Genomic DNA, 17095 nt, shown 5'->3' with positions numbered 1-17095 from the left:
GCCTGCTAAATATTGATTTTTCATATATCGGAACTTACGCCCCCTCGTAAGTTTCCACTTAAATCATGTTTTATCAATAACGAAATTTTCCCAAAATTCATTATGCCTAATTTTGATGAGAGAGAAATTAAGGCTTATAAATTTAGTCATAATAATTTACATAGTCGATTTATGGAAACCTATTACTGCTAATAAGTAAAAATAAAATTTTATAGCTTGACAGAACTTTTACGTTTCTGCATATGATTTGTTTAACAAATTGAAGAGTAAAAAAATTGCGGGAATTATTTTTATTATTACTACTGAAAAATTTATTTTTAATATATAACTTGATACTCTTAACGTATCTTATGAAATCCTTTTCCATCTATATAGATAAGCTTACCAATTCAATAGAAAATTCTTTAACTGGAGAGACTTTTGATACAGAGATTATCCGATTATTAGAAAAAGATATTAAGACTATTGACAAAACTGATTGGAATTTTGATTGGAAAACTGAAATTCAAAATATTAACTGTGAAGTTTACAAGCTTAATACGGTCAGTAATCAAAATATAATTCAGGGTCTATTAAGTATTGAAGATAAGAACGATCATATTTTTATGAGATTAATTGAAAGCTCCAAATTTAATCTTGGAAAAAATAAAGTTTATCTGGGTGTACCGGGTAATCTTGTGGCTTATGCTTGTAAGGTTTCTTTTGAAAAAGGATATGAAGGATTTGTGGCTTTTGATGCAAAAACAAATTTAATAAAACATTATAAAAAGATATTAGGAGCTACACATTTTAGAGGGCAAAGAATGTTCATTGAAACTAATGCAGCAAAACATTTAGTTTCATTATACTTTAAAAAATAATTATGGCTTTAATAAAAGAACCTAAAAATATTGATTTAAACATAAAATCAAAAGAATGGTCTGAACGGGATTTAAAGGATTTTAGACTCTTAATGAAAAAACTTAAGAACAAAAAATCTCAAACGAGTACAAATACTTCTAAGAGAAAAGCTATTAAATAATTCGTTAATACTCCCTCACCTTTTCACCTAAATCAAAAACCTGAGTATCCTTTTTACTTTGTACAATGCTTTGTGCAATTGCAGAGCGCATGCCGCCGGCGCAGTGAATAACCAAAGGCTTATCAGTTTTTATTTCATCAAGTCTTTCTCTTAACTGATGAAGCGGAATGAATTCACTTTTATCGAAAATTACTCTGTCTCTTCTCTCACCAAAGTTTCTTACATCAAGAATATTAAAGAATGAAGAATTTTCTTTGAACGAATCGTAATTGAACTCTGCTGATTTTTCATTTGCATTATCGGGATTTGTTAAAGCCCCTTTAATCAATCCTTCGTAACCGATTTTTGCAATTCTTCTTATAAGCTCATTACACTTCTCTTCGCTCTCGCAAATAAGATAAAAATTTTCATCGGGAGCAACGATTGCGCCAAGCCATGTTTCAAAGCTCTTTGTGTCAGGAATATTAATTGAACCCTTTAAATGTCCTTTGCCAAAATTTTCCTTTGAACGCGAATCAACAACTAAAATACTTTCATCCAGTTTTGAATTTTTATCTAACATAGGAACAGCTGCAATACTTGCTTCAAAATCGGGAGCGCCTTTTCTGTTAAGCTCAACTGAATTGCCGAAGTATTTCGGAATCATAGGCTGGTCCTGCAAAAGTGTTTCCACAAATTCTTCTTCACTCATCGGCTGCAGCGCATAATTTTCTTTCTTCTGTTTACCTATTGTACTCACACGTTCCTGACTTAATGCCTTTCCGCAAAGTGAACCTGCACCATGAGCGGGATATACCAGAATATCATCGGAGAGTTTCAATAATTTTTCGTAAATGCTTTCATACATCATTCGAGCGAGATCCTGACGTGCTTTTTGGATAGCCCCTGCGCTTTCACGAAGGTCAGGTCTTCCTACATCACCTATGAACAACGTATCGCCGGAGGCAAGCGCATAATCTTTTCCTTCTTCATCGGTAATAATTACGCTGATGCTATCGGGTGAGTGTCCCGGAGTATTTATTGCTCTTAACTTTATTTTGCCGATAGAAATTGTATCACCCTCATCGAAGGGACAGAAATCATACAGCGGATTCAGCAGGCTGCTTACGTAAATATCGGCGCCGGTCTTTTTGCTGATTTCTACATGCGAGCTTACAAAGTCAGCATGAGGATGTGTTTCTATAACAGCTTTTATTGTTGCATTATTTTTTTCTGCATATTGAAAATACGGATGCGGGTCACGCGCAGGGTCAATAAGCGCAATTTCGTTTTCACTTAATATTGCATACGATGCATGAGCAAGATTCTCATCGTAGAATTGTTCAATTTTCATTGGAGGTTTATTGAAAAATTTGGGGTTAAAAGTTTTTTCTTTATACTTACTACTTTCTACCTAATACTATTTAATGAATTCTAAATTATTTGCTTCCCAGCCAATAATTCCGTTATCAAGATTATAAACTTCATCGAATCCCATATTTTTCATCATATCCATTGTCTGTCCGCTTCTGTTCCCTGAGCGGCAATAAACGAGATAAACTTTATCTTTATCAAGTTTTTCAAGCTGGGCCTGGAAATCAGGGGCGTAGAAGTCCAACTGCATGGAATGAGCAATTTTCTTGTCATTATGCTCTTCAGCAGTGCGTACATCTAAGATAACGTACTCTTCATTCTGCATTTTCTCTTTAAAAGAGTGGCTGTCTATATGTTTATGAGGCATTTTGTAAAATTTATTTAAATTAAGTGAAATTGTTTTCGATTGTCATTGAAAATAGATATAATTTTTCGGAATTTTAACTCAATAATTTTATTAGATACTTTCAGCTAATAATTATCCGGAAGGGTGGGTGAGTGGCTGAAACCAATTCGCCGCGGCGAACTAAACCGTGAGAAGATTTTTGAAGTAAGAAATTCAGCTTATTATATTACCCGGAAGGGTGGGTGAGTGGCTGAAACCAACGGTTTGCTAAACCGTCTTAGGGAGTAAATCCTTAACGAGAGTTCGAATCTCTCCTCTTCCGCAAAGCCATTAAGGAAACTTAGTGGCTTTTTTTATTTTTATATAGATTGTTCCTTATTAGCGTTTTATACATATTTAGTATGTAATAATACGTAGGTGTTTGGCTGTTAAGTTATATTAGTGAAAGAAGTTTTATGAAAAGAAACAGATTATTTTACGGAGTGCTTATTGTGCTTACAATTGCCTTAGGATTGTTCTCACGAAAAATTGCTTACCCATACTTACCTGATATTATAAATGATTATCTCGGTGATGCTATATGGGCATCTATGATATTCCTTATCTTCAGATTTATATTCTTCAATAAAGATACTCGATACATAGCAATAATCTCATTGTCGTTTTGCTTTCTTATTGAAATAAGCCAGCTGTATCATGCTCCGTGGATTGATACAATAAGGGCTACTACGCTTGGCGGACTTGTATTGGGCTCGGGATTTTTATGGAGCGATTTGCTTGCCTACTACATAGGGGTGCACGTAGCAGCAACTTTAGAATTATACATTCTTAAGAGAAAGCAATATAATTTTGCATTGGCATAGTTATAAAACATATCTGACTCAGACTTCCCAAAAGAATTAATTTTCATTTTTAATAAATGTATCTTTGTTGAATTTTATTCGCTTAAATACAGAGGCATTCTAATATTGAAAAAACTCCTCATCGTTTTATTTATAGCTGTGATATGTTCTAATATCACATCAGCACAGCAATCCACACAAAATCTTTCAGACAGTGTTTATAGTATTCAGGATTCTGTTCTGATAAAAACGAGGGACGGATTTGAAATCTGTGCGACAATCGTTCAGAAAAAAGATAACAATAAACGTCTTCCCGTTATTTTATTTTATACAACTTATTACCAGGGACCCGGTGATGCAATATTCGGCAAACAATCAGCGGATAGGGATTACGTAGGAATAGTTGCATACTCAAGAGGTATAAGAACTGATTTAAATGACTACGCTCCATACGAACATGACGGCGATGATGTTTATGATGTAATTGACTGGATTACAAAACAGACATGGAGTAACGGTGAAGTCGGTATGTTCGGCGGCAGCTACACAGGATTTGTTCAATGGGCTGCGGCTAAAAATTTACATCCCGCATTAAAAACAATTGTTCCACAGGTTGCAGTAATGCCCGGATATGATTCACCAATGGAAAATAATATTCCTTATCCTGCAGTACTTAGCTGGAGCAATGACAATATTTACAAATATAAACGGCTGCCTGAAAATCTGAATGACACTTGGTATGAGAAGGGGACTTCATTCCGCTCTATGGATACACTTGCCGGACAACCTAATTCGATTTTTCAGAAATGGCTGAGTCATCCAGATTATGACAGCTACTGGAAAAACATGATTCCCAATGAAAATGAATTTGCAAAGATAAATATTCCTCTGCTAACTACAACGGGATATTATGACGGCTCACAAATCGGAGCTTTGAAATATTTTAAACTTCATTATCAATATAATAATAATGCAAATCATTATCTTGTAATCGGACCATATGACCATTGGGGCGGACAGGGAAAAGCATCTGCTGATTTAATGGGGTATAAAATTGATTCTGCTGCAAATATAAGTATGAGGAAACTGGCATATCAATGGCTTGATTATATTTTTAAAGGAGCAGAGAAGCCTGAAATTTTAAAAGATAAAATTAATTTCGAAATCATGGGTGCTAATGAATGGAAACATGTTCCTTCATTAGAAAAAATGAATAATGATACTCTGACTTTTTATTTAAGCGATTCCAAAATAGGAAGTAATTATTTATTGTCGACTGAAAATTCTAAGAAGAATTCATTTCTTGAGCAAACAGTTAATTTCAAAGACAGAACAACTCAGAATAATTATTTCACTCCGTTTATTATTAATGATTCTTTAGACGCAAGTAACGGATTGGTCTTCGAAACTGAACCTTTTCAAAAAACATTCAATATTACCGGTTCCTTTTTTGGCTCTTTGAAAACAATTATAAATAAGAAAGATATGGATGTATCTATTGCATTTTATGAGGTAACTCCGGACTTTAAGTATTTTTATCTTACAAGATATTTAGGACGGGCAAGCTATACAAAAGATGCGGGTAAAAGGAATTTGCTTCAGCCCGGTAAAAAAGAGGTAATTGATTTCGATAATACAAGATTGGTTTGCAAGCAGATAAATATTGGAAGCAGGTTGTTGATTATTCTTAACGTGAACAAACATCCTTATGATGTCATAAATTACGGAAGCGGCAAAGACGTTAATGATGAAACAATGAACGATGCAGGAGAACCGTTACAAATAAAATGGTTCAATGACAGCTATATAAAAATTCCTGTATGGAAATAAAATTATCTACGCTGCTACTGCGGGGTTGTATTTATTTCTGTAAGCTACAGGTGAAAGTCCTGTAATTCTTTTAAATATACTTCTGAATGCCTTCGGGTCGGCATATCCTACATTGTACATTACTTCATTTACATTCTCGTTTGTTGATTCCAGACTTTTCTTTGCGGCTTCTATTTTTACTCTCTGAATATATTCTGTAACGGTGTTTGATGTTGCATGTTTAAATCTTCTTTCAAGACTTCTTCTGCTAAGCGCAACTTCATGCGCAAGTTCATCTATTGTGATTTTTTCTCTGAAATTTCCTTCTATATAATCCTGCGCTTTTTTTATTATATCATCTTCGTGTGATTTCTGTCCCTGGAAAATAATAAAAGGAGACTGGCTGATTTTATCAATATCAATCATAAACGCTTTTGCAATTACAATAGCAACATCACGTCCCGCAAATTTTTCTATTAAGTATAAATTAAGATTTAAAAATGAATACGCTCCACCGCTTGTATAAATACCGTCATCTTCAGTCATTATTTTATCGTCAACAAGATTAGCATCCGGAAACATTTTTCTGAATTCATTTGCAAATCTCCAGTGAGTTGCGCATTGTTTTCCTTTCAGCAATCCCATGTTAGCAAGAAAGAAGGTGGCTATGCAAAAGCTGACAATTTCCGCTCCGCCTCTGTATTGCTTCATTATCCACGGAACAAATTCCTTATTCATTTCCATTACCTTCTCGGGGTCTCCGTGAATAGCGGGTATTATAATTAAATCCGTTTTGTTTAAATCTTTAGTAAGTATGTCCGGAGTAATTTTGAATAATCCGTTTCTTTGCGGTGTTTCTTTTGAAATTCCTACTAATTGTATATCAAAAACGGGTTTTTTGCCCATTGATGCAAGCAGGGAATTGACCTCAGAAAATATCTGATGCGTTCCTTCAATATTCGAAACGCTTGTGTGACCGTGGGGAATCAGGATTGAAATGTGCTTTTTCATATCAATATTAGTATAAATAAAAATATAAAATATGGTTGTCGTATTCAACCCCTTAGATTGCCGTATTTACCTCTTTGATGAGAGAACCAATGCCTGTATATTTGTACAACTTTAATAATTAACCAAAGGAAAATGAAAGAGATGGTAAAAGCAAAAACAAATAAAAGTGCTAAAGGGTACGTTGATGCTTATCTGATGGTAATTTCTAAAAAGAATTTCCCAGCTTACAAAAAAATTGCAGTACAGTATGCAAAAATTGTTGTAGAGTACGGCGCGCTTGAGTGCCGTGAGTTTATCGGAGATGATCTTCCTGCAGATAAATATCCCGCATTGTTGAAGGCAACAAAAAATGAAGTAATTGTAACTTCTATGGTCAGCTTCGTTTCTAAAGCCAACCGAAATAAGGTTAATAAAAAAGTTATGGCTGATGAAAGAATGAAAAAGATGATGAACATGATGCCGCTCTTCGATATGAAAAAAATGATGTACGGAGGCTTTAAAGCATTTGTTGAATTATAATTAATTAAAATAATAAAATGAGAAAAGTAATTTCGTTAATGCACATGTCGCTTGACGGCTTCGTTGCAGGACCAAACGGAGAGATGAACTGGATAAATCTTGACCCGGATATGTACAAAGAAATAATGGAACATATGAAGAATATAGATACTGCTATCTATGGCAGAGTGGTTTATTACATGATGAAAAACTACTGGCCGACATTGCTGAACAAGGAAAATGTCGATGAGACAAGTCTGAATCACGCAAAGTGGGTTGAAGATGTTCGTAAGGTGGTTTTCTCAAAAACAATTGATTCAAATAAAGAAGAGTTGTGGAATAACACAGTTCAGATAAAAGATAATATAAAAGAAGAAGTGACAAAGATGAAAAATGAAGAAGGAAAAAGTATGATGATATTCGGCAGCCCGAGCATTGTACAGGAATTTATGAGGCTGGATTTACTGGATGAGTTAAGAATTTTTTTAAATCCAATTGTAATCGGCAAAGGAATTCCAATGTTCAAAGATGTGGATATAACTAAACTTGTTCTAAAGGACTCTCATGTTTATAAATCCGGTATTGTTAAACTTATTTATGAAGTTAAAAGATAACATCTAATAAAATGAAAAAAATAAAAATTACATACTGGATTGTAACAACCATTTTTTGTCTGTTCATGATAATGGATGGAGTCAGCGGAGTAATGAGAGTGGAGGAAGGGCAGGAAATTATGAGGCATCTCGGTTATCCGGTTTATATAATGACAATTTTGGGAACGTTTAAAATCCTCGGAGGCATCGGAATTTTTCAAAATAAATTCAAAACTCTTAAAGAGTGGGCTTATGCCGGATGCACTTTTCATTTTCTGGGTGCTTCAGCTTCTAGGGCATACGCCAGTGACGGGTTATTTCTTGTAATATTCCCTTTTATCCTTCTCGCTTTGATGTTAGTATCCTATTTCCTATGGAAGAAACTGGAAAAACCTCAAACAGTTAATTAAATTTTTTGAATAATTAAAATAATTTTAAAATGAAAACAAAGCCGGTTAGTGACAGAATGTACCCCCTAGTAGTTCTGTACGATATGCATACAAAATTTTTTAATAAAGCAATTGAGGGTATATCTGAACAGGATGCACAAAACCGTCTTAACACTAAAGCTAACCATGCTGCATGGCTTGCTGGAAGTTTTATTCAGGAAAGAATGCAGCTGGCAAACATGCTGAGCGGCAGTGAGCTGAAACAGAATGCAGATGAATTATTTAAAAATCATCAGGGAATCAAGGATGATGCTAAGTATCCTTCAATGGCGGATTTTAAAAAAGATGCCGATATAGCTGCTCCCGCTTTAAGAGAAGTTTTGATGAATATAACCGATGAAAAACTTGACAGCACTTTTGAAATGCCGGAAATGCCTGATATGAAAATGCCTTACTTTGATTTGATTGCATTTATGACTTACAGGGAGGCGAATCTTATAGGACAAATTATTTTATGGCGCAGACTTTTAGGCTACGAAGGAATTAAATACGACGATTAATTTTTTAATAGAAGATATGGAAAATAATAAATCAGATATTGCAGAAGTAATACGTAAATACTTTGAGGTATATATGGAAAAAGACTGGGATACTTTTGGAGAGCTTTTAAGTGATGATTTCGTCTTCTCAAGTCCTAAGGATGACTATATTAATAAAGAAGAACACTTAAAAAGCTGCATGTTCCACAGCTCAAAATTTAAATCAATAGGTGTAGAAAAAATTTTTGATGAGGGAAGCGAGGCATTTGTAAGATATAAAGCAGAAATGAACGGCGGAAATTCTTTTCGCAATACGGAATTTTTTGTTATGGATAACGGGAAAATAAAATCGATAGATGTTTACTTCGGAAGGTAATTTACAATTTAAAAACTTTCTAACAATTAAATATGGAAAACGATAACTCAAATATTAACTCAAATATTGCCGGACTAATAAGAAAATGTTTCCAGGCTTATGAAGACAAAACACGGGAAGTAATAGAAGAAATTTTAAGTGATGATTTCGTTTTCTCAAGTCCGTACGATGATTTTATAAACAGGGAAGAATATTTCAAAAGATGCTGGCCGCACAGCGCTGATATGAAAAAAATTACTGTTGAAAAAATTTTTGCAGAGGGCAGCGAAGCATTTGCCAGATATGAATGTATAATGAAAGACGGTAAATCTTTTCGTAACACCGAATTTTTTACTGCAGAAAACGGAAAAATAAAATCTGTAGACGTTTACTTCGGCAGGGAAACATAAACAAAAACAAACTTTTTAATAATTTAAAATTATACAATGAAGAAAATCAGAAAAACAATTGAGATAAATGCTTCAAAAGAAAAAGTCTGGCAAGTGTTAACTGAAGACAGATATACAAGAATATGGTATGCAGAGTTTCATCCGGAATCACATGCAGTTACTGACTGGAAAGTCGGCAGCACGGCATATTTTCAGGACAATAGCGGTAACGGAATCGTTGCTAAAATTATAAAAAATGATCCGACGGAAATTCTTTCAATGGAATATACGGGTATGCTTGTCAACGGCAAAGAAGATTACGAAAGTGATATGGCAAAAGATTTTGCAGGAGGAAGAGAAACTTATATTATGAATGAAAAAGAAGGTGTTACGACTTTAGAACTGGAAGGTGATATGAATGAAGAAATGTACGACATGATGTCAGGTCTCTGGGAAAAGGCTTTTGCAAAATTTAAAGAACTAGCAGAACAAAATTAAAAACTAAAACAATTACATAAAAAAATGTCAAAACAAATTTTCGTAAACTTACCTGTAAAAGATCTTAAAAAGACTGTCGAGTTTTTTACCAAACTTGGTTATACATTCAACCCTCAGTTCACTGATGAAAATGCAACATGCATGATAGTCAGCGAAAATATCTTTGTAATGCTTTTAGTTGAGCCGTTCTTTAAAGGCTTCACTAAAAAAGAAATAGCAGATACATCAAAGTGTAACGAAGCTATTATATGTCTCTCTGCAGAAAGCAGGGAAGAAATAGACGATATAATAAAGAAGGCTGTTGATGCAGGAGCGGACAAATCTCCTCAAAGTCAGGACCCTGATTTTATGTATAGTCGCGGTTTCATGGATTTAGACGGACATTATTGGGAATATGTATATATGGATATGAGCAAAATGCCGGCTTCTAATTAATAATTAATAAGGAGTAATTAATAATTCAGTTTAATTTAACTTCTCAAAAAAAAATTTAAAAATATAAAATTAAAAACATTATGAGCAAAGTGATGCCATACCTGTGGTACGATTCACAGGCAGAAGAAGCTGCAAAGCTTTATACATCTTTAATCCCCAATTCAAAAATAACTGAAGTCCGATATCTTGATAAAGAGAGCGCCCAAATGACCGGTAAGGACGAAGGGTCAGTATTTACGCTTTCATTTGAGCTTGACGGAGTTAAATACGGAGCAATGAACGCCGGGCCTATGTTCAAATTCAATGAGTCAATTTCATTTGTCATCAACTGTGAATCACAGGAAGAAGTAGATAAGTACTGGAATGCGCTTACTGCAGATGGCGGGCAGGAGTCACAATGCGGTTGGCTTAAGGATAAATTCGGCCTTTCATGGCAGATCACTCCAAAGCGTTTATTCGAGCTTATATCAAAAGGCGGTGATACCACTAAAAGGGTGCTGCATGCTTTATACCAGATGAAGAAGATTGATATTCAAAAGCTTGAAGATGCAGCTGAAGGAAAATAAATTTTATCGGGACAATGGTGGAAGTTTTTAAAACAAATGTTGAAGATAAAATAATCGCAGATAAAATTACCGCCGAGCTGCAATCCATGTTTGGCGGTGATATAAATTATGACCTCGATGACTGCGATAAAATCCTTCGGGTTGAAAGCGATGAAGTTATACCGGAGAAAATTTCTGAAGTTTTAATTTGTAAAGGTTTTATTTGTGAAGTATTAGAGTAAATAAATTTTTTTTAGATGAGAAAAGTAATTGTATCAAATCTTGTAACGCTCGACGGATTCTTTGAAGGGCTCAAAGGAGAATTGGATTGGTTTGTTGTCGAAGGAGAGTTTTTTGATTACGTAAAAGAAATGTTCAAAACAGTCGATACCATATTGTATGGTAGAAAAACTTATGAGCATATGGCAGCTTACTGGCCTAATGCGACTGATAATGATGCCACGATAACACATATGATGAATAAGCTTCCTAAAATAGTTCTTTCAAAAACACTTTCAAAAGCCGATTGGAATAATTCGAGAATAATTAAAGAAAATATTCCTGAAGAAATTCACGAATTGAAAAAACTTCCCGGCAAAGATATCGTGATATTCGGTAGCGGTGAAATTGTTTCTTATCTTTCAAATCTCGGATTAATAGATGAATACAGAATTATTTTGAATCCCGTTATTTTAGGAAAAGGAAGTCCTATGTTCAAAAATATTGACGGTAAAATAAAGTTAAATCTTTTTAAAACAAGAAAATTAAATTCAGGTGTGATAGTTCTCTATTATCAGCCTGAAAAAATTAAAATAAAATTATCATGAGAAAAGTAATTTTGCAAATGAATACATCGATGGACGGATATGTGGCAGGACCTAATGGTGAACTGGACTGGATGCTTGAAAACAGCGGTGAAGAAGGCTTTAAAATGGCAGAAAAATTATTAGAGGAATCTGACCTGATTCTTTTAGGACGGGGAATGTCAAAAGAATTTCTCGATTACTGGCCAAAAGAAACATCAAACTTTGCAAAAAGAATAAACTCACTTCCCAAAGTAATTTTTTCACGGACTATGAAGGAATCAGATATAGTCTGGGACAATGTTACTATATCAAAAGATATTGCGGAAAAAATTAAAGAAGAGAAAGCCAAGCCGGGTAAAAATATAATTTTATACGGCGGCTGCGGACTGGCAACATCATTTGCAAAGCTGGGTATTGTTGATGACTATTACCTTTCCACTGTTCCGGTAATTCTCGGAAAGGGTAAGCATTTATTTGATGGAATGGATATGAAAGTTCTAAAGCTTATAGAATCAACCCCTACTCCTTCAGGAGAAATAATAAATCATTACGAACCTAAAAAATAATTTTACTAATATGAGAAAAGTAATATTGCAAATGTACACTTCCATCGACGGTTATGTTGCCGGACCAAACGGTGAGCTTGACTGGATGTTTGCTAATGTAGGAACTGAATCCGGAAGTCCTGCAGCAGAGCTTTTAGACTCGTCCGATTTAATTCTTCTCGGAAGAGGAATGGCAAAAGGATTTTTAGATTACTGGCCAAACGACACTTCTGAATTTGCAGAGAAGATAAATGCCCTTCCTAAAATAGTTTTTTCTAAAACTCTTACTTCAATGGAATATCCCGATGTTACGGTATCCGCTAATATAGAAGAAGAAATAAAAAAACAAAAAGCGAAGGATGGAAAGAATTTAATTCTTTACGGCGGATGCGGACTTGTTACATCATTTGCAAAGGCAGGACTTATAGATGAATATTACCTTATGACTGTTCCTGTTATACTCGGCAATGGACTACATTTATTCAAAGGTATTGATATGAAAGTGCTTAAACTTGTCAAATCGAAAGCTTCACCTTCTGGTGTAATTGTAAATCATTACGAGAAAAAGTAAATCAAAAGAATTTAAAAAATAATCATGAAAAATTTTCTTGAAAATAATAAAGACCTTGGAATTTTAGCTTTGCGACTTGGGGTTGGCTGCGCTTTTGCTCTTATTTATGGAATGATGAAAATAAAAATGGGACCGGAAATGTGGACTATGATTGGTCAATCAATGGGAAATTTCGGAATTTCTTTTGCGCCAACTTTCTGGGGATTCATGGCTACAATGAGTGAGTTTGGCGGTGGTATTCTACTTGTACTTGGTTTATTTGTCAGACCAGCAGCTGCATTTATGGCTTTTACGATGATAGTTGCAACAAGTACTCATTTAAAAATGCAGGACCAGTGGTACAACGTTATTCAGCCGGTTGAGATGCTTGCAGTATTTATCTGTCTGATATTCTTAGGAGCAGGGAAGTACAGCCTTGATTATTTGTTCTTTAAGAAAAATAAAGCATAAAAATATGTCGGACGAAAATGATATTCGAAAACTATATCACAATTTATTACAAGCATGGAATGAAAATGATGCTAAAGGTATGTCAGAACTTTGCACAGATAGAGCAAACTTTATAGGCTTTGACGGAAGTCAGCATGACGGAAAAGAAAATATAGAAAAACAGATGCAGCAGATTTTCACTGAGCATAAAGTGAATCCGTATGTATATAAAGTACGTGAAGTAAGATTTCTAAATTCTGATTCTGCCATTCTGCGTTCAGTTGTAAGTATGGTAAATCCTGAAGGAACGGATATCATTCCGCAAGTAAATGCCGTTCAAACTTTAGTTGCTGCAAAACATGACAGTAAGTGGCTTGTTGAAATATTCCAAAATACGCCTGCTGCATTTGGAGTTAGCTGAAAAGTTAACAGGTGAGCTCAGAGAAGTATTTAAAGATTCTCAATAATAATTAAATATTTTATAACCCCAAAAATCTCTCAAGTAAAAAATATTTCATAATTTTAATAAAAAGAAAATGTCAGCATTAAATCCTTACTTAAATTTCAACGGCAACTGCGAAGAAGCAATGAATTATTATAAATCAGTATTTGGCGGTGAGTTCGCAATGATAATGCGTTATAAAGATGTACCAAGTGATGTTCCAATGAATCATGGTGAAGTTGATGGAAACAAAATTATGCACATATCTTTTCCTATTGGAAATAGTGTGCTTATGGCAAGTGACTGCCCTCCATTAATGTCAGTAACATATGGCAGCGGGGGATATAATATTTCAGTCAGCACAGATAGCAAAGAAGATGCTGATAAATTTTTCGGTGGACTCACAGCCGGCGGGAACACAATAATGCCAATGGCAGATGCATTCTGGGGCTCTTACTTCGGTATGTGCGTGGATAAATTCGGTATATCCTGGATGATAAGCTACGATGCTCCGCGTAACAATTAATATTTGAATACTAAGTCGGACTTTGGGTAATTCTCAAAGTCCGAAATTTATAAGTGTAAGTTTTTTTGTAAAAGAGTTATCATTGAATACATGAAACTCTTAGCAGTAGCATATCCCGAACTAAGCGAGAAGGACTTTAAGCTTATCGAAAATTACCGAAGGCAGCATGATTCATTGTATTCAATAATCAGAACTCATTTCACTATAGTTTTTCCTGTTAAAGATTTTACCGAAAAAATATTTACTGAAGAAATTAAAAAGCAGTTGCAGGGAATTGAACCTTTTTCATTTACATTACGGAGCGCTACAATAAACAAAGATGCTTTTATAGATAATTATTATGCATTTCTTGTCCCCGATGAAGGCCAGAGTAAAATCAGGAAAATGCATGATAAACTTTACAGTGGCAAATTAGCTCCTTATCATCAATTGGATATAGATTTTATTCCCCATATTACAATTGGTAATTCTACAAATGTAATAGCGTGTAAAAAAATGGTGGACGACTGGAACTCACACGATTTCGAAATATCCGGAACAATATCTTCAATTGATATAGTAAATTATGAAGGTGCCACAACTCTGGAAAAAATAAAATTATAATAATAAGTTTAAAGAATGTTATGAGTGAACCAACATTAGGTAACGGGAAAATTTGTTACGTTGAAATCCCGGCAAATGACATAAAAGCTTCCTCAACATTTTATAAAAATGTTTTTGGATGGCAAGTCCGTACACGTGACGATGGGAGTACTGCATTCGATGACGGAGTTGGTCAGGTAAGCGGAACTTGGGTTCTGAACCGAAAACCTCATGGTGATTCCGGATTAAATATTTATATCATGGTAGATGATGCTGAAGAAATAATGCAAAAAATTGTAAAAGAAGGCGGCAAAATTACCCATGGAATTGGAGCGCATACACCGGAGATAACTGCAAAGTTCAGTGACCCGGCAGGAAATATTTTCAGTATTTTTCAGGAAAGAGGTTAAATTGCAGATGAAATTTCAAACAAATTTATTTATCTGAAAGTATTACCTTCATACAACAAAACAATTGTTAGATAAATCATGAGAAGAGTTGTAAGTATTACAATTCCGATTATTCCCTTCACCATAATGCTTCCTGTTTTTGTTTTTTTTTCTTCCATAATATTTGATTATTATTTTGAAATTTTTCCCAGCCCAGGAAATGCAATATATAATTTTATATTATTCAATACCATTGAAATTATTTGAGCAAAAACTCCATTTATATAAATGAAATCTTCTTTATTTCTGCTTTTTTTTCTTCAATTCTTTGCTATATTCTGAAATACATCCTTTCGGGAAATTTGATAAGCAGCAAATTTATCCATCTTAATGGACGAAAAAATCCTCAACGCCGTATTAGAAGAATATCAGAAAAAAATTGATTCTGACAGAGATAAAGCTCTTGAAGAAGCTTTAAAAATTGAAGCAATTGCCCGCGAAAAGGATAACGAAGCCTTGCTTTCTAAAAGCCTCTTGCTCTCCGGAAGAATTTATTACCGCAGTACAATCTACGATAAGTCACTCGAAAAAACACTGGAAGCTCTGCCGATGTTCAGCTCACTCGGGTTGATTAATGAAGAAGCTGATTGCAGAAATCTTATAGCTGTTTGCCAGTATAAATATGGTGACTATGCAGAAAGTCTTAAGAGTGCATTTGAGTCATTAAAACTTACCAGAAAAACCAAGAACAGATTACTTGAATCTACCTGTTGTAATACAATAGGGAACTGCTACCTTCAGATGAAGGAGTTCGATAATGCATTGGATTATTTGAATCTTGCATTGAAGATAAAAGATGAACTCTTCGATGAAAAAGGCAGAGCAATGATTCTTATAAATCTCGGCAATGTTTATTTTGGGAAAGAAGATTATGAACCTGCCGAAAAATACTATAATGAAGCACTTGAAATAAAAAAGAAACTTGAAGATTATCAGGGAATTTTAATTTGTTATAATAATCTCGGCAACATTGCGGCAGATTATTATAAGGACCAGGATAAATCTTTAGAGTATTATACAGAGTCGCTGAAAATAAGTAAGGAACATAATTACGATTACTATACTGCTGAAATTTATTTCTTATTAGGCTCCAATAATTATAATGCTAAGAATTATGAAAAGGCAATTGAGTATTTAAATCTATGCGGAGAAATTGCCTTCAAAAATAATTACAAGCAGATTATTTCAAATATGAACGATGTTCTTGCGCTTGTATATCACGACACAAAAGATTTTGAGAAAGCTTACAATTGTTACAGTCAGAAGTATCAACTTTTCCTGGAATCTTATCAGGAATCATCGAAATCAAAAATAGAATATCTGAATGTAATGCACAGAGTTGAACTCGTCCAGCAGGAAGCTGAATTCCATAGGACAGTTAACGAAGAATTAAAAACTGCCAATGAAAAACTACTCGAGCTTAATAATGAAAAGAATGAATTTCTAGGTATGGCAGCGCATGACTTGAAAAATCCCCTAAGCGCAATTTCCTTATCGGTATCTGCCTTAAGAAAGCTGAAAGATAAATATACTCCTGAGCAGATTGACAGAAAACTTGAACAAATCGAGCTTACTTCGATGCGGATGCAGGATATAATTAAAAATTTTCTTGATATAAATGCAATCGAAAGCGGAAGAATTAATTTAGCAAAAAAAGAAATCAATGTACTGGAAGTGCTTGAAAAAGTTATTAACGATAACAATGTTTTAACTGAACGAAAAGGTATTAAGATAAATATGATTTGCGACTGTGCCAAATTAATCATTCTCGGAGACTATATGGGGTTGAATGAAGTTTTCGAAAATTTGTTTTCCAATTCAATTAAATATTCTCCTCTGAAATCCGAAGTAACAGTTAAATGTGAAAAAGATATTTCTCAGCAGTTTGTTATTATTTCATTCATAGATGAAGGTGTAGGGATTAAGCAGGAAGAAATGCCAAAGCTATTTAAGAAATTTTCAAAGCTCAGTACAAAACCAACAGCGGGAGAAAATTCAACCGGATTAGGTCTATCAATTGTTAAGAAGTTAATTGAATCCATGGACGGCGAAGTCTGGTGTGAAAGCGTGTACGGTGAAGGCAGTAATTTTAGAGTGAAATTCAAATTGATTTCCGATTAAA

The 17095-nt window shown here is 34.3% G+C and carries 26 protein-coding genes and 1 tRNA gene; 24 read left to right on the top strand and 3 right to left on the bottom strand.

All coding sequences use genetic code 11. The annotated features are described in order from the left end of the window. The first annotated feature begins 350 nt into the window (after positions 1–350). Positions 351–860: a hypothetical protein gene (locus tag JST55_02710; GenBank protein MBS1492391.1), complete on the top strand. Its 510-nt coding sequence runs from the start codon at positions 351–353 to the stop codon at positions 858–860. Between the two features lie 2 nt (positions 861–862). Then, complete coding sequence (locus JST55_02705) at positions 863–1021, top strand: hypothetical protein (protein ID MBS1492390.1); 159 nt, start codon at positions 863–865, stop codon at positions 1019–1021. Positions 1022–1025: 4 nt separating this feature from the next. On the opposite strand, the gene JST55_02700 is transcribed toward JST55_02705, so the two are convergent. After that, positions 1026–2354 carry an MBL fold metallo-hydrolase gene (locus JST55_02700; GenBank protein ID MBS1492389.1) on the bottom strand — a complete coding sequence of 443 codons (1329 nt, stop codon included), beginning with the start codon at positions 2352–2354 and terminating at the stop codon, positions 1026–1028. A gap of 66 nt (positions 2355–2420) precedes the next feature. After that, entirely contained in the window at positions 2421–2741 is a 321-nt protein-coding gene (locus JST55_02695) for a rhodanese-like domain-containing protein (GenBank protein ID MBS1492388.1), read from the bottom strand. Between the two features lie 211 nt (positions 2742–2952). Between JST55_02695 and JST55_02690 the strand changes: the two genes are divergently transcribed. The 3 genes from JST55_02690 to JST55_02680 all read left to right on the top strand — a co-directional run bounded on the left by JST55_02690 (position 2953) and on the right by JST55_02680 (position 5392). After that, a tRNA-Ser gene (locus JST55_02690) sits at positions 2953–3042 on the top strand. 133 nt (positions 3043–3175) lie between these two features. After that, positions 3176–3583, top strand: coding sequence for a DUF2809 domain-containing protein (locus tag JST55_02685; protein MBS1492387.1), 408 nt, complete (start codon positions 3176–3178; stop codon positions 3581–3583). A 105-nt stretch (positions 3584–3688) separates the two neighbouring features. After that, complete coding sequence (locus JST55_02680; protein ID MBS1492386.1) at positions 3689–5392, top strand: CocE/NonD family hydrolase; 1704 nt, start codon at positions 3689–3691, stop codon at positions 5390–5392. Between the two features lie 6 nt (positions 5393–5398). Here JST55_02680 and JST55_02675 read toward each other — a convergent pair whose 3' ends face one another. Next, positions 5399–6382: a helix-turn-helix domain-containing protein gene (locus JST55_02675; protein MBS1492385.1), complete on the bottom strand. Its 984-nt coding sequence runs from the start codon at positions 6380–6382 to the stop codon at positions 5399–5401. Positions 6383–6514: 132 nt separating this feature from the next. On the opposite strand from JST55_02675, the gene JST55_02670 reads away from it, so the two are divergent. The 19 genes from JST55_02670 (at position 6515) to JST55_02580 (ending at position 17094) form a co-directional block, all read left to right on the top strand. Next, on the top strand, positions 6515–6901 hold the full coding sequence (locus JST55_02670; protein ID MBS1492384.1) for a DUF1428 family protein: 387 nt from the start codon (positions 6515–6517) through the stop codon (positions 6899–6901). 17 nt (positions 6902–6918) lie between these two features. Continuing rightward, positions 6919–7494 (top strand): dihydrofolate reductase family protein, encoded by a 576-nt coding sequence (locus JST55_02665; protein MBS1492383.1) that lies wholly within the window; start codon positions 6919–6921, stop codon positions 7492–7494. 11 nt (positions 7495–7505) lie between these two features. Continuing rightward, positions 7506–7883, top strand: a complete 378-nt coding sequence (locus tag JST55_02660; protein MBS1492382.1) for a DoxX family protein — start codon at positions 7506–7508, stop codon at positions 7881–7883. Positions 7884–7912: 29 nt separating this feature from the next. Continuing rightward, positions 7913–8422 carry a DinB family protein gene (locus JST55_02655; protein MBS1492381.1) on the top strand — a complete coding sequence of 170 codons (510 nt, stop codon included), beginning with the start codon at positions 7913–7915 and terminating at the stop codon, positions 8420–8422. Positions 8423–8438: 16 nt separating this feature from the next. Next, complete coding sequence (locus JST55_02650; protein MBS1492380.1) at positions 8439–8777, top strand: nuclear transport factor 2 family protein; 339 nt, start codon at positions 8439–8441, stop codon at positions 8775–8777. 32 nt (positions 8778–8809) lie between these two features. Then, positions 8810–9166 (top strand): nuclear transport factor 2 family protein, encoded by a 357-nt coding sequence (locus tag JST55_02645; GenBank protein MBS1492379.1) that lies wholly within the window; start codon positions 8810–8812, stop codon positions 9164–9166. 36 nt (positions 9167–9202) lie between these two features. Beyond that, positions 9203–9643 carry an SRPBCC domain-containing protein gene (locus tag JST55_02640; GenBank protein ID MBS1492378.1) on the top strand — a complete coding sequence of 147 codons (441 nt, stop codon included), beginning with the start codon at positions 9203–9205 and terminating at the stop codon, positions 9641–9643. 24 nt (positions 9644–9667) lie between these two features. Beyond that, a complete protein-coding gene (locus JST55_02635) occupies positions 9668–10078 on the top strand; it encodes a VOC family protein (protein MBS1492377.1) in 411 nt (136 codons plus the stop codon). 80 nt (positions 10079–10158) lie between these two features. Further along, a complete protein-coding gene (locus JST55_02630; protein ID MBS1492376.1) occupies positions 10159–10644 on the top strand; it encodes a VOC family protein in 486 nt (161 codons plus the stop codon). Between the two features lie 14 nt (positions 10645–10658). Then, entirely contained in the window at positions 10659–10865 is a 207-nt protein-coding gene (locus JST55_02625; protein ID MBS1492375.1) for a hypothetical protein, read from the top strand. 15 nt (positions 10866–10880) lie between these two features. Continuing rightward, positions 10881–11450, top strand: a complete 570-nt coding sequence (locus JST55_02620; protein MBS1492374.1) for a dihydrofolate reductase — start codon at positions 10881–10883, stop codon at positions 11448–11450. Continuing rightward, positions 11447–11995 (top strand): dihydrofolate reductase family protein, encoded by a 549-nt coding sequence (locus JST55_02615; GenBank protein ID MBS1492373.1) that lies wholly within the window; start codon positions 11447–11449, stop codon positions 11993–11995. Before JST55_02620 ends, JST55_02615 begins: the two co-directional genes overlap by 4 nt. 10 nt (positions 11996–12005) lie before the next feature. Continuing rightward, positions 12006–12545, top strand: a complete 540-nt coding sequence (locus JST55_02610) for a dihydrofolate reductase family protein (GenBank protein ID MBS1492372.1) — start codon at positions 12006–12008, stop codon at positions 12543–12545. A gap of 24 nt (positions 12546–12569) precedes the next feature. Next, positions 12570–12995, top strand: coding sequence for a DoxX family protein (locus JST55_02605; GenBank protein ID MBS1492371.1), 426 nt, complete (start codon positions 12570–12572; stop codon positions 12993–12995). A gap of 4 nt (positions 12996–12999) precedes the next feature. Beyond that, positions 13000–13395: an SgcJ/EcaC family oxidoreductase gene (locus JST55_02600; protein MBS1492370.1), complete on the top strand. Its 396-nt coding sequence runs from the start codon at positions 13000–13002 to the stop codon at positions 13393–13395. 115 nt (positions 13396–13510) lie between these two features. Next, positions 13511–13942, top strand: a complete 432-nt coding sequence (locus JST55_02595) for a VOC family protein (protein ID MBS1492369.1) — start codon at positions 13511–13513, stop codon at positions 13940–13942. Between the two features lie 90 nt (positions 13943–14032). Beyond that, positions 14033–14545: a 2'-5' RNA ligase family protein gene (locus tag JST55_02590; GenBank protein MBS1492368.1), complete on the top strand. Its 513-nt coding sequence runs from the start codon at positions 14033–14035 to the stop codon at positions 14543–14545. A gap of 20 nt (positions 14546–14565) precedes the next feature. Continuing rightward, on the top strand, positions 14566–14934 hold the full coding sequence (locus JST55_02585) for a VOC family protein (protein ID MBS1492367.1): 369 nt from the start codon (positions 14566–14568) through the stop codon (positions 14932–14934). A gap of 369 nt (positions 14935–15303) precedes the next feature. Continuing rightward, positions 15304–17094, top strand: a complete 1791-nt coding sequence (locus tag JST55_02580) for a tetratricopeptide repeat-containing sensor histidine kinase (GenBank protein ID MBS1492366.1) — start codon at positions 15304–15306, stop codon at positions 17092–17094. The last annotated feature ends 1 nt before the right edge of the window (position 17095 follow it).

Source organism: Bacteroidota bacterium (genome assembly GCA_018266835.1).
In the GTDB taxonomy this organism is placed as follows: domain Bacteria; phylum Bacteroidota; class Ignavibacteria; order Tepidaquicellales; family Tepidaquicellaceae; genus JAFDZO01.
Note: the sequence above shows the minus strand (reverse complement) of the source record. Positions and strands in the feature narration are given on the sequence as shown.

Bases quoted from the DNA above. Each gene is read 5' to 3' on its own strand.
- JST55_02710 (MBS1492391.1), top strand. From the start codon at position 351: ATGAAATCCTTTTCCATCTATATAGATAAGCTTACCAATTCAATAGAA.
- JST55_02705 (MBS1492390.1), top strand. From the start codon at position 863: ATGGCTTTAATAAAAGAACCTAAAAATATTGATTTAAACATAAAATCA.
- JST55_02700 (MBS1492389.1), bottom strand. From the start codon at position 2,354: ATGAAAATTGAACAATTCTACGATGAGAATCTTGCTCATGCATCGTAT.
- JST55_02695 (MBS1492388.1), bottom strand. From the start codon at position 2,741: ATGCCTCATAAACATATAGACAGCCACTCTTTTAAAGAGAAAATGCAG.
- JST55_02685 (MBS1492387.1), top strand. From the start codon at position 3,176: ATGAAAAGAAACAGATTATTTTACGGAGTGCTTATTGTGCTTACAATT.
- JST55_02675 (MBS1492385.1), bottom strand. From the start codon at position 6,382: ATGAAAAAGCACATTTCAATCCTGATTCCCCACGGTCACACAAGCGTT.
- JST55_02670 (MBS1492384.1), top strand. From the start codon at position 6,515: ATGAAAGAGATGGTAAAAGCAAAAACAAATAAAAGTGCTAAAGGGTAC.
- JST55_02665 (MBS1492383.1), top strand. From the start codon at position 6,919: ATGAGAAAAGTAATTTCGTTAATGCACATGTCGCTTGACGGCTTCGTT.
- JST55_02660 (MBS1492382.1), top strand. From the start codon at position 7,506: ATGAAAAAAATAAAAATTACATACTGGATTGTAACAACCATTTTTTGT.
- JST55_02655 (MBS1492381.1), top strand. From the start codon at position 7,913: ATGAAAACAAAGCCGGTTAGTGACAGAATGTACCCCCTAGTAGTTCTG.
- JST55_02650 (MBS1492380.1), top strand. From the start codon at position 8,439: ATGGAAAATAATAAATCAGATATTGCAGAAGTAATACGTAAATACTTT.
- JST55_02645 (MBS1492379.1), top strand. From the start codon at position 8,810: ATGGAAAACGATAACTCAAATATTAACTCAAATATTGCCGGACTAATA.
- JST55_02640 (MBS1492378.1), top strand. From the start codon at position 9,203: ATGAAGAAAATCAGAAAAACAATTGAGATAAATGCTTCAAAAGAAAAA.
- JST55_02635 (MBS1492377.1), top strand. From the start codon at position 9,668: ATGTCAAAACAAATTTTCGTAAACTTACCTGTAAAAGATCTTAAAAAG.
- JST55_02630 (MBS1492376.1), top strand. From the start codon at position 10,159: ATGAGCAAAGTGATGCCATACCTGTGGTACGATTCACAGGCAGAAGAA.
- JST55_02625 (MBS1492375.1), top strand. From the start codon at position 10,659: ATGGTGGAAGTTTTTAAAACAAATGTTGAAGATAAAATAATCGCAGAT.
- JST55_02620 (MBS1492374.1), top strand. From the start codon at position 10,881: ATGAGAAAAGTAATTGTATCAAATCTTGTAACGCTCGACGGATTCTTT.
- JST55_02615 (MBS1492373.1), top strand. From the start codon at position 11,447: ATGAGAAAAGTAATTTTGCAAATGAATACATCGATGGACGGATATGTG.
- JST55_02610 (MBS1492372.1), top strand. From the start codon at position 12,006: ATGAGAAAAGTAATATTGCAAATGTACACTTCCATCGACGGTTATGTT.
- JST55_02605 (MBS1492371.1), top strand. From the start codon at position 12,570: ATGAAAAATTTTCTTGAAAATAATAAAGACCTTGGAATTTTAGCTTTG.
- JST55_02600 (MBS1492370.1), top strand. From the start codon at position 13,000: ATGTCGGACGAAAATGATATTCGAAAACTATATCACAATTTATTACAA.
- JST55_02595 (MBS1492369.1), top strand. From the start codon at position 13,511: ATGTCAGCATTAAATCCTTACTTAAATTTCAACGGCAACTGCGAAGAA.
- JST55_02590 (MBS1492368.1), top strand. From the start codon at position 14,033: ATGAAACTCTTAGCAGTAGCATATCCCGAACTAAGCGAGAAGGACTTT.
- JST55_02585 (MBS1492367.1), top strand. From the start codon at position 14,566: ATGAGTGAACCAACATTAGGTAACGGGAAAATTTGTTACGTTGAAATC.
- JST55_02580 (MBS1492366.1), top strand. From the start codon at position 15,304: ATGGACGAAAAAATCCTCAACGCCGTATTAGAAGAATATCAGAAAAAA.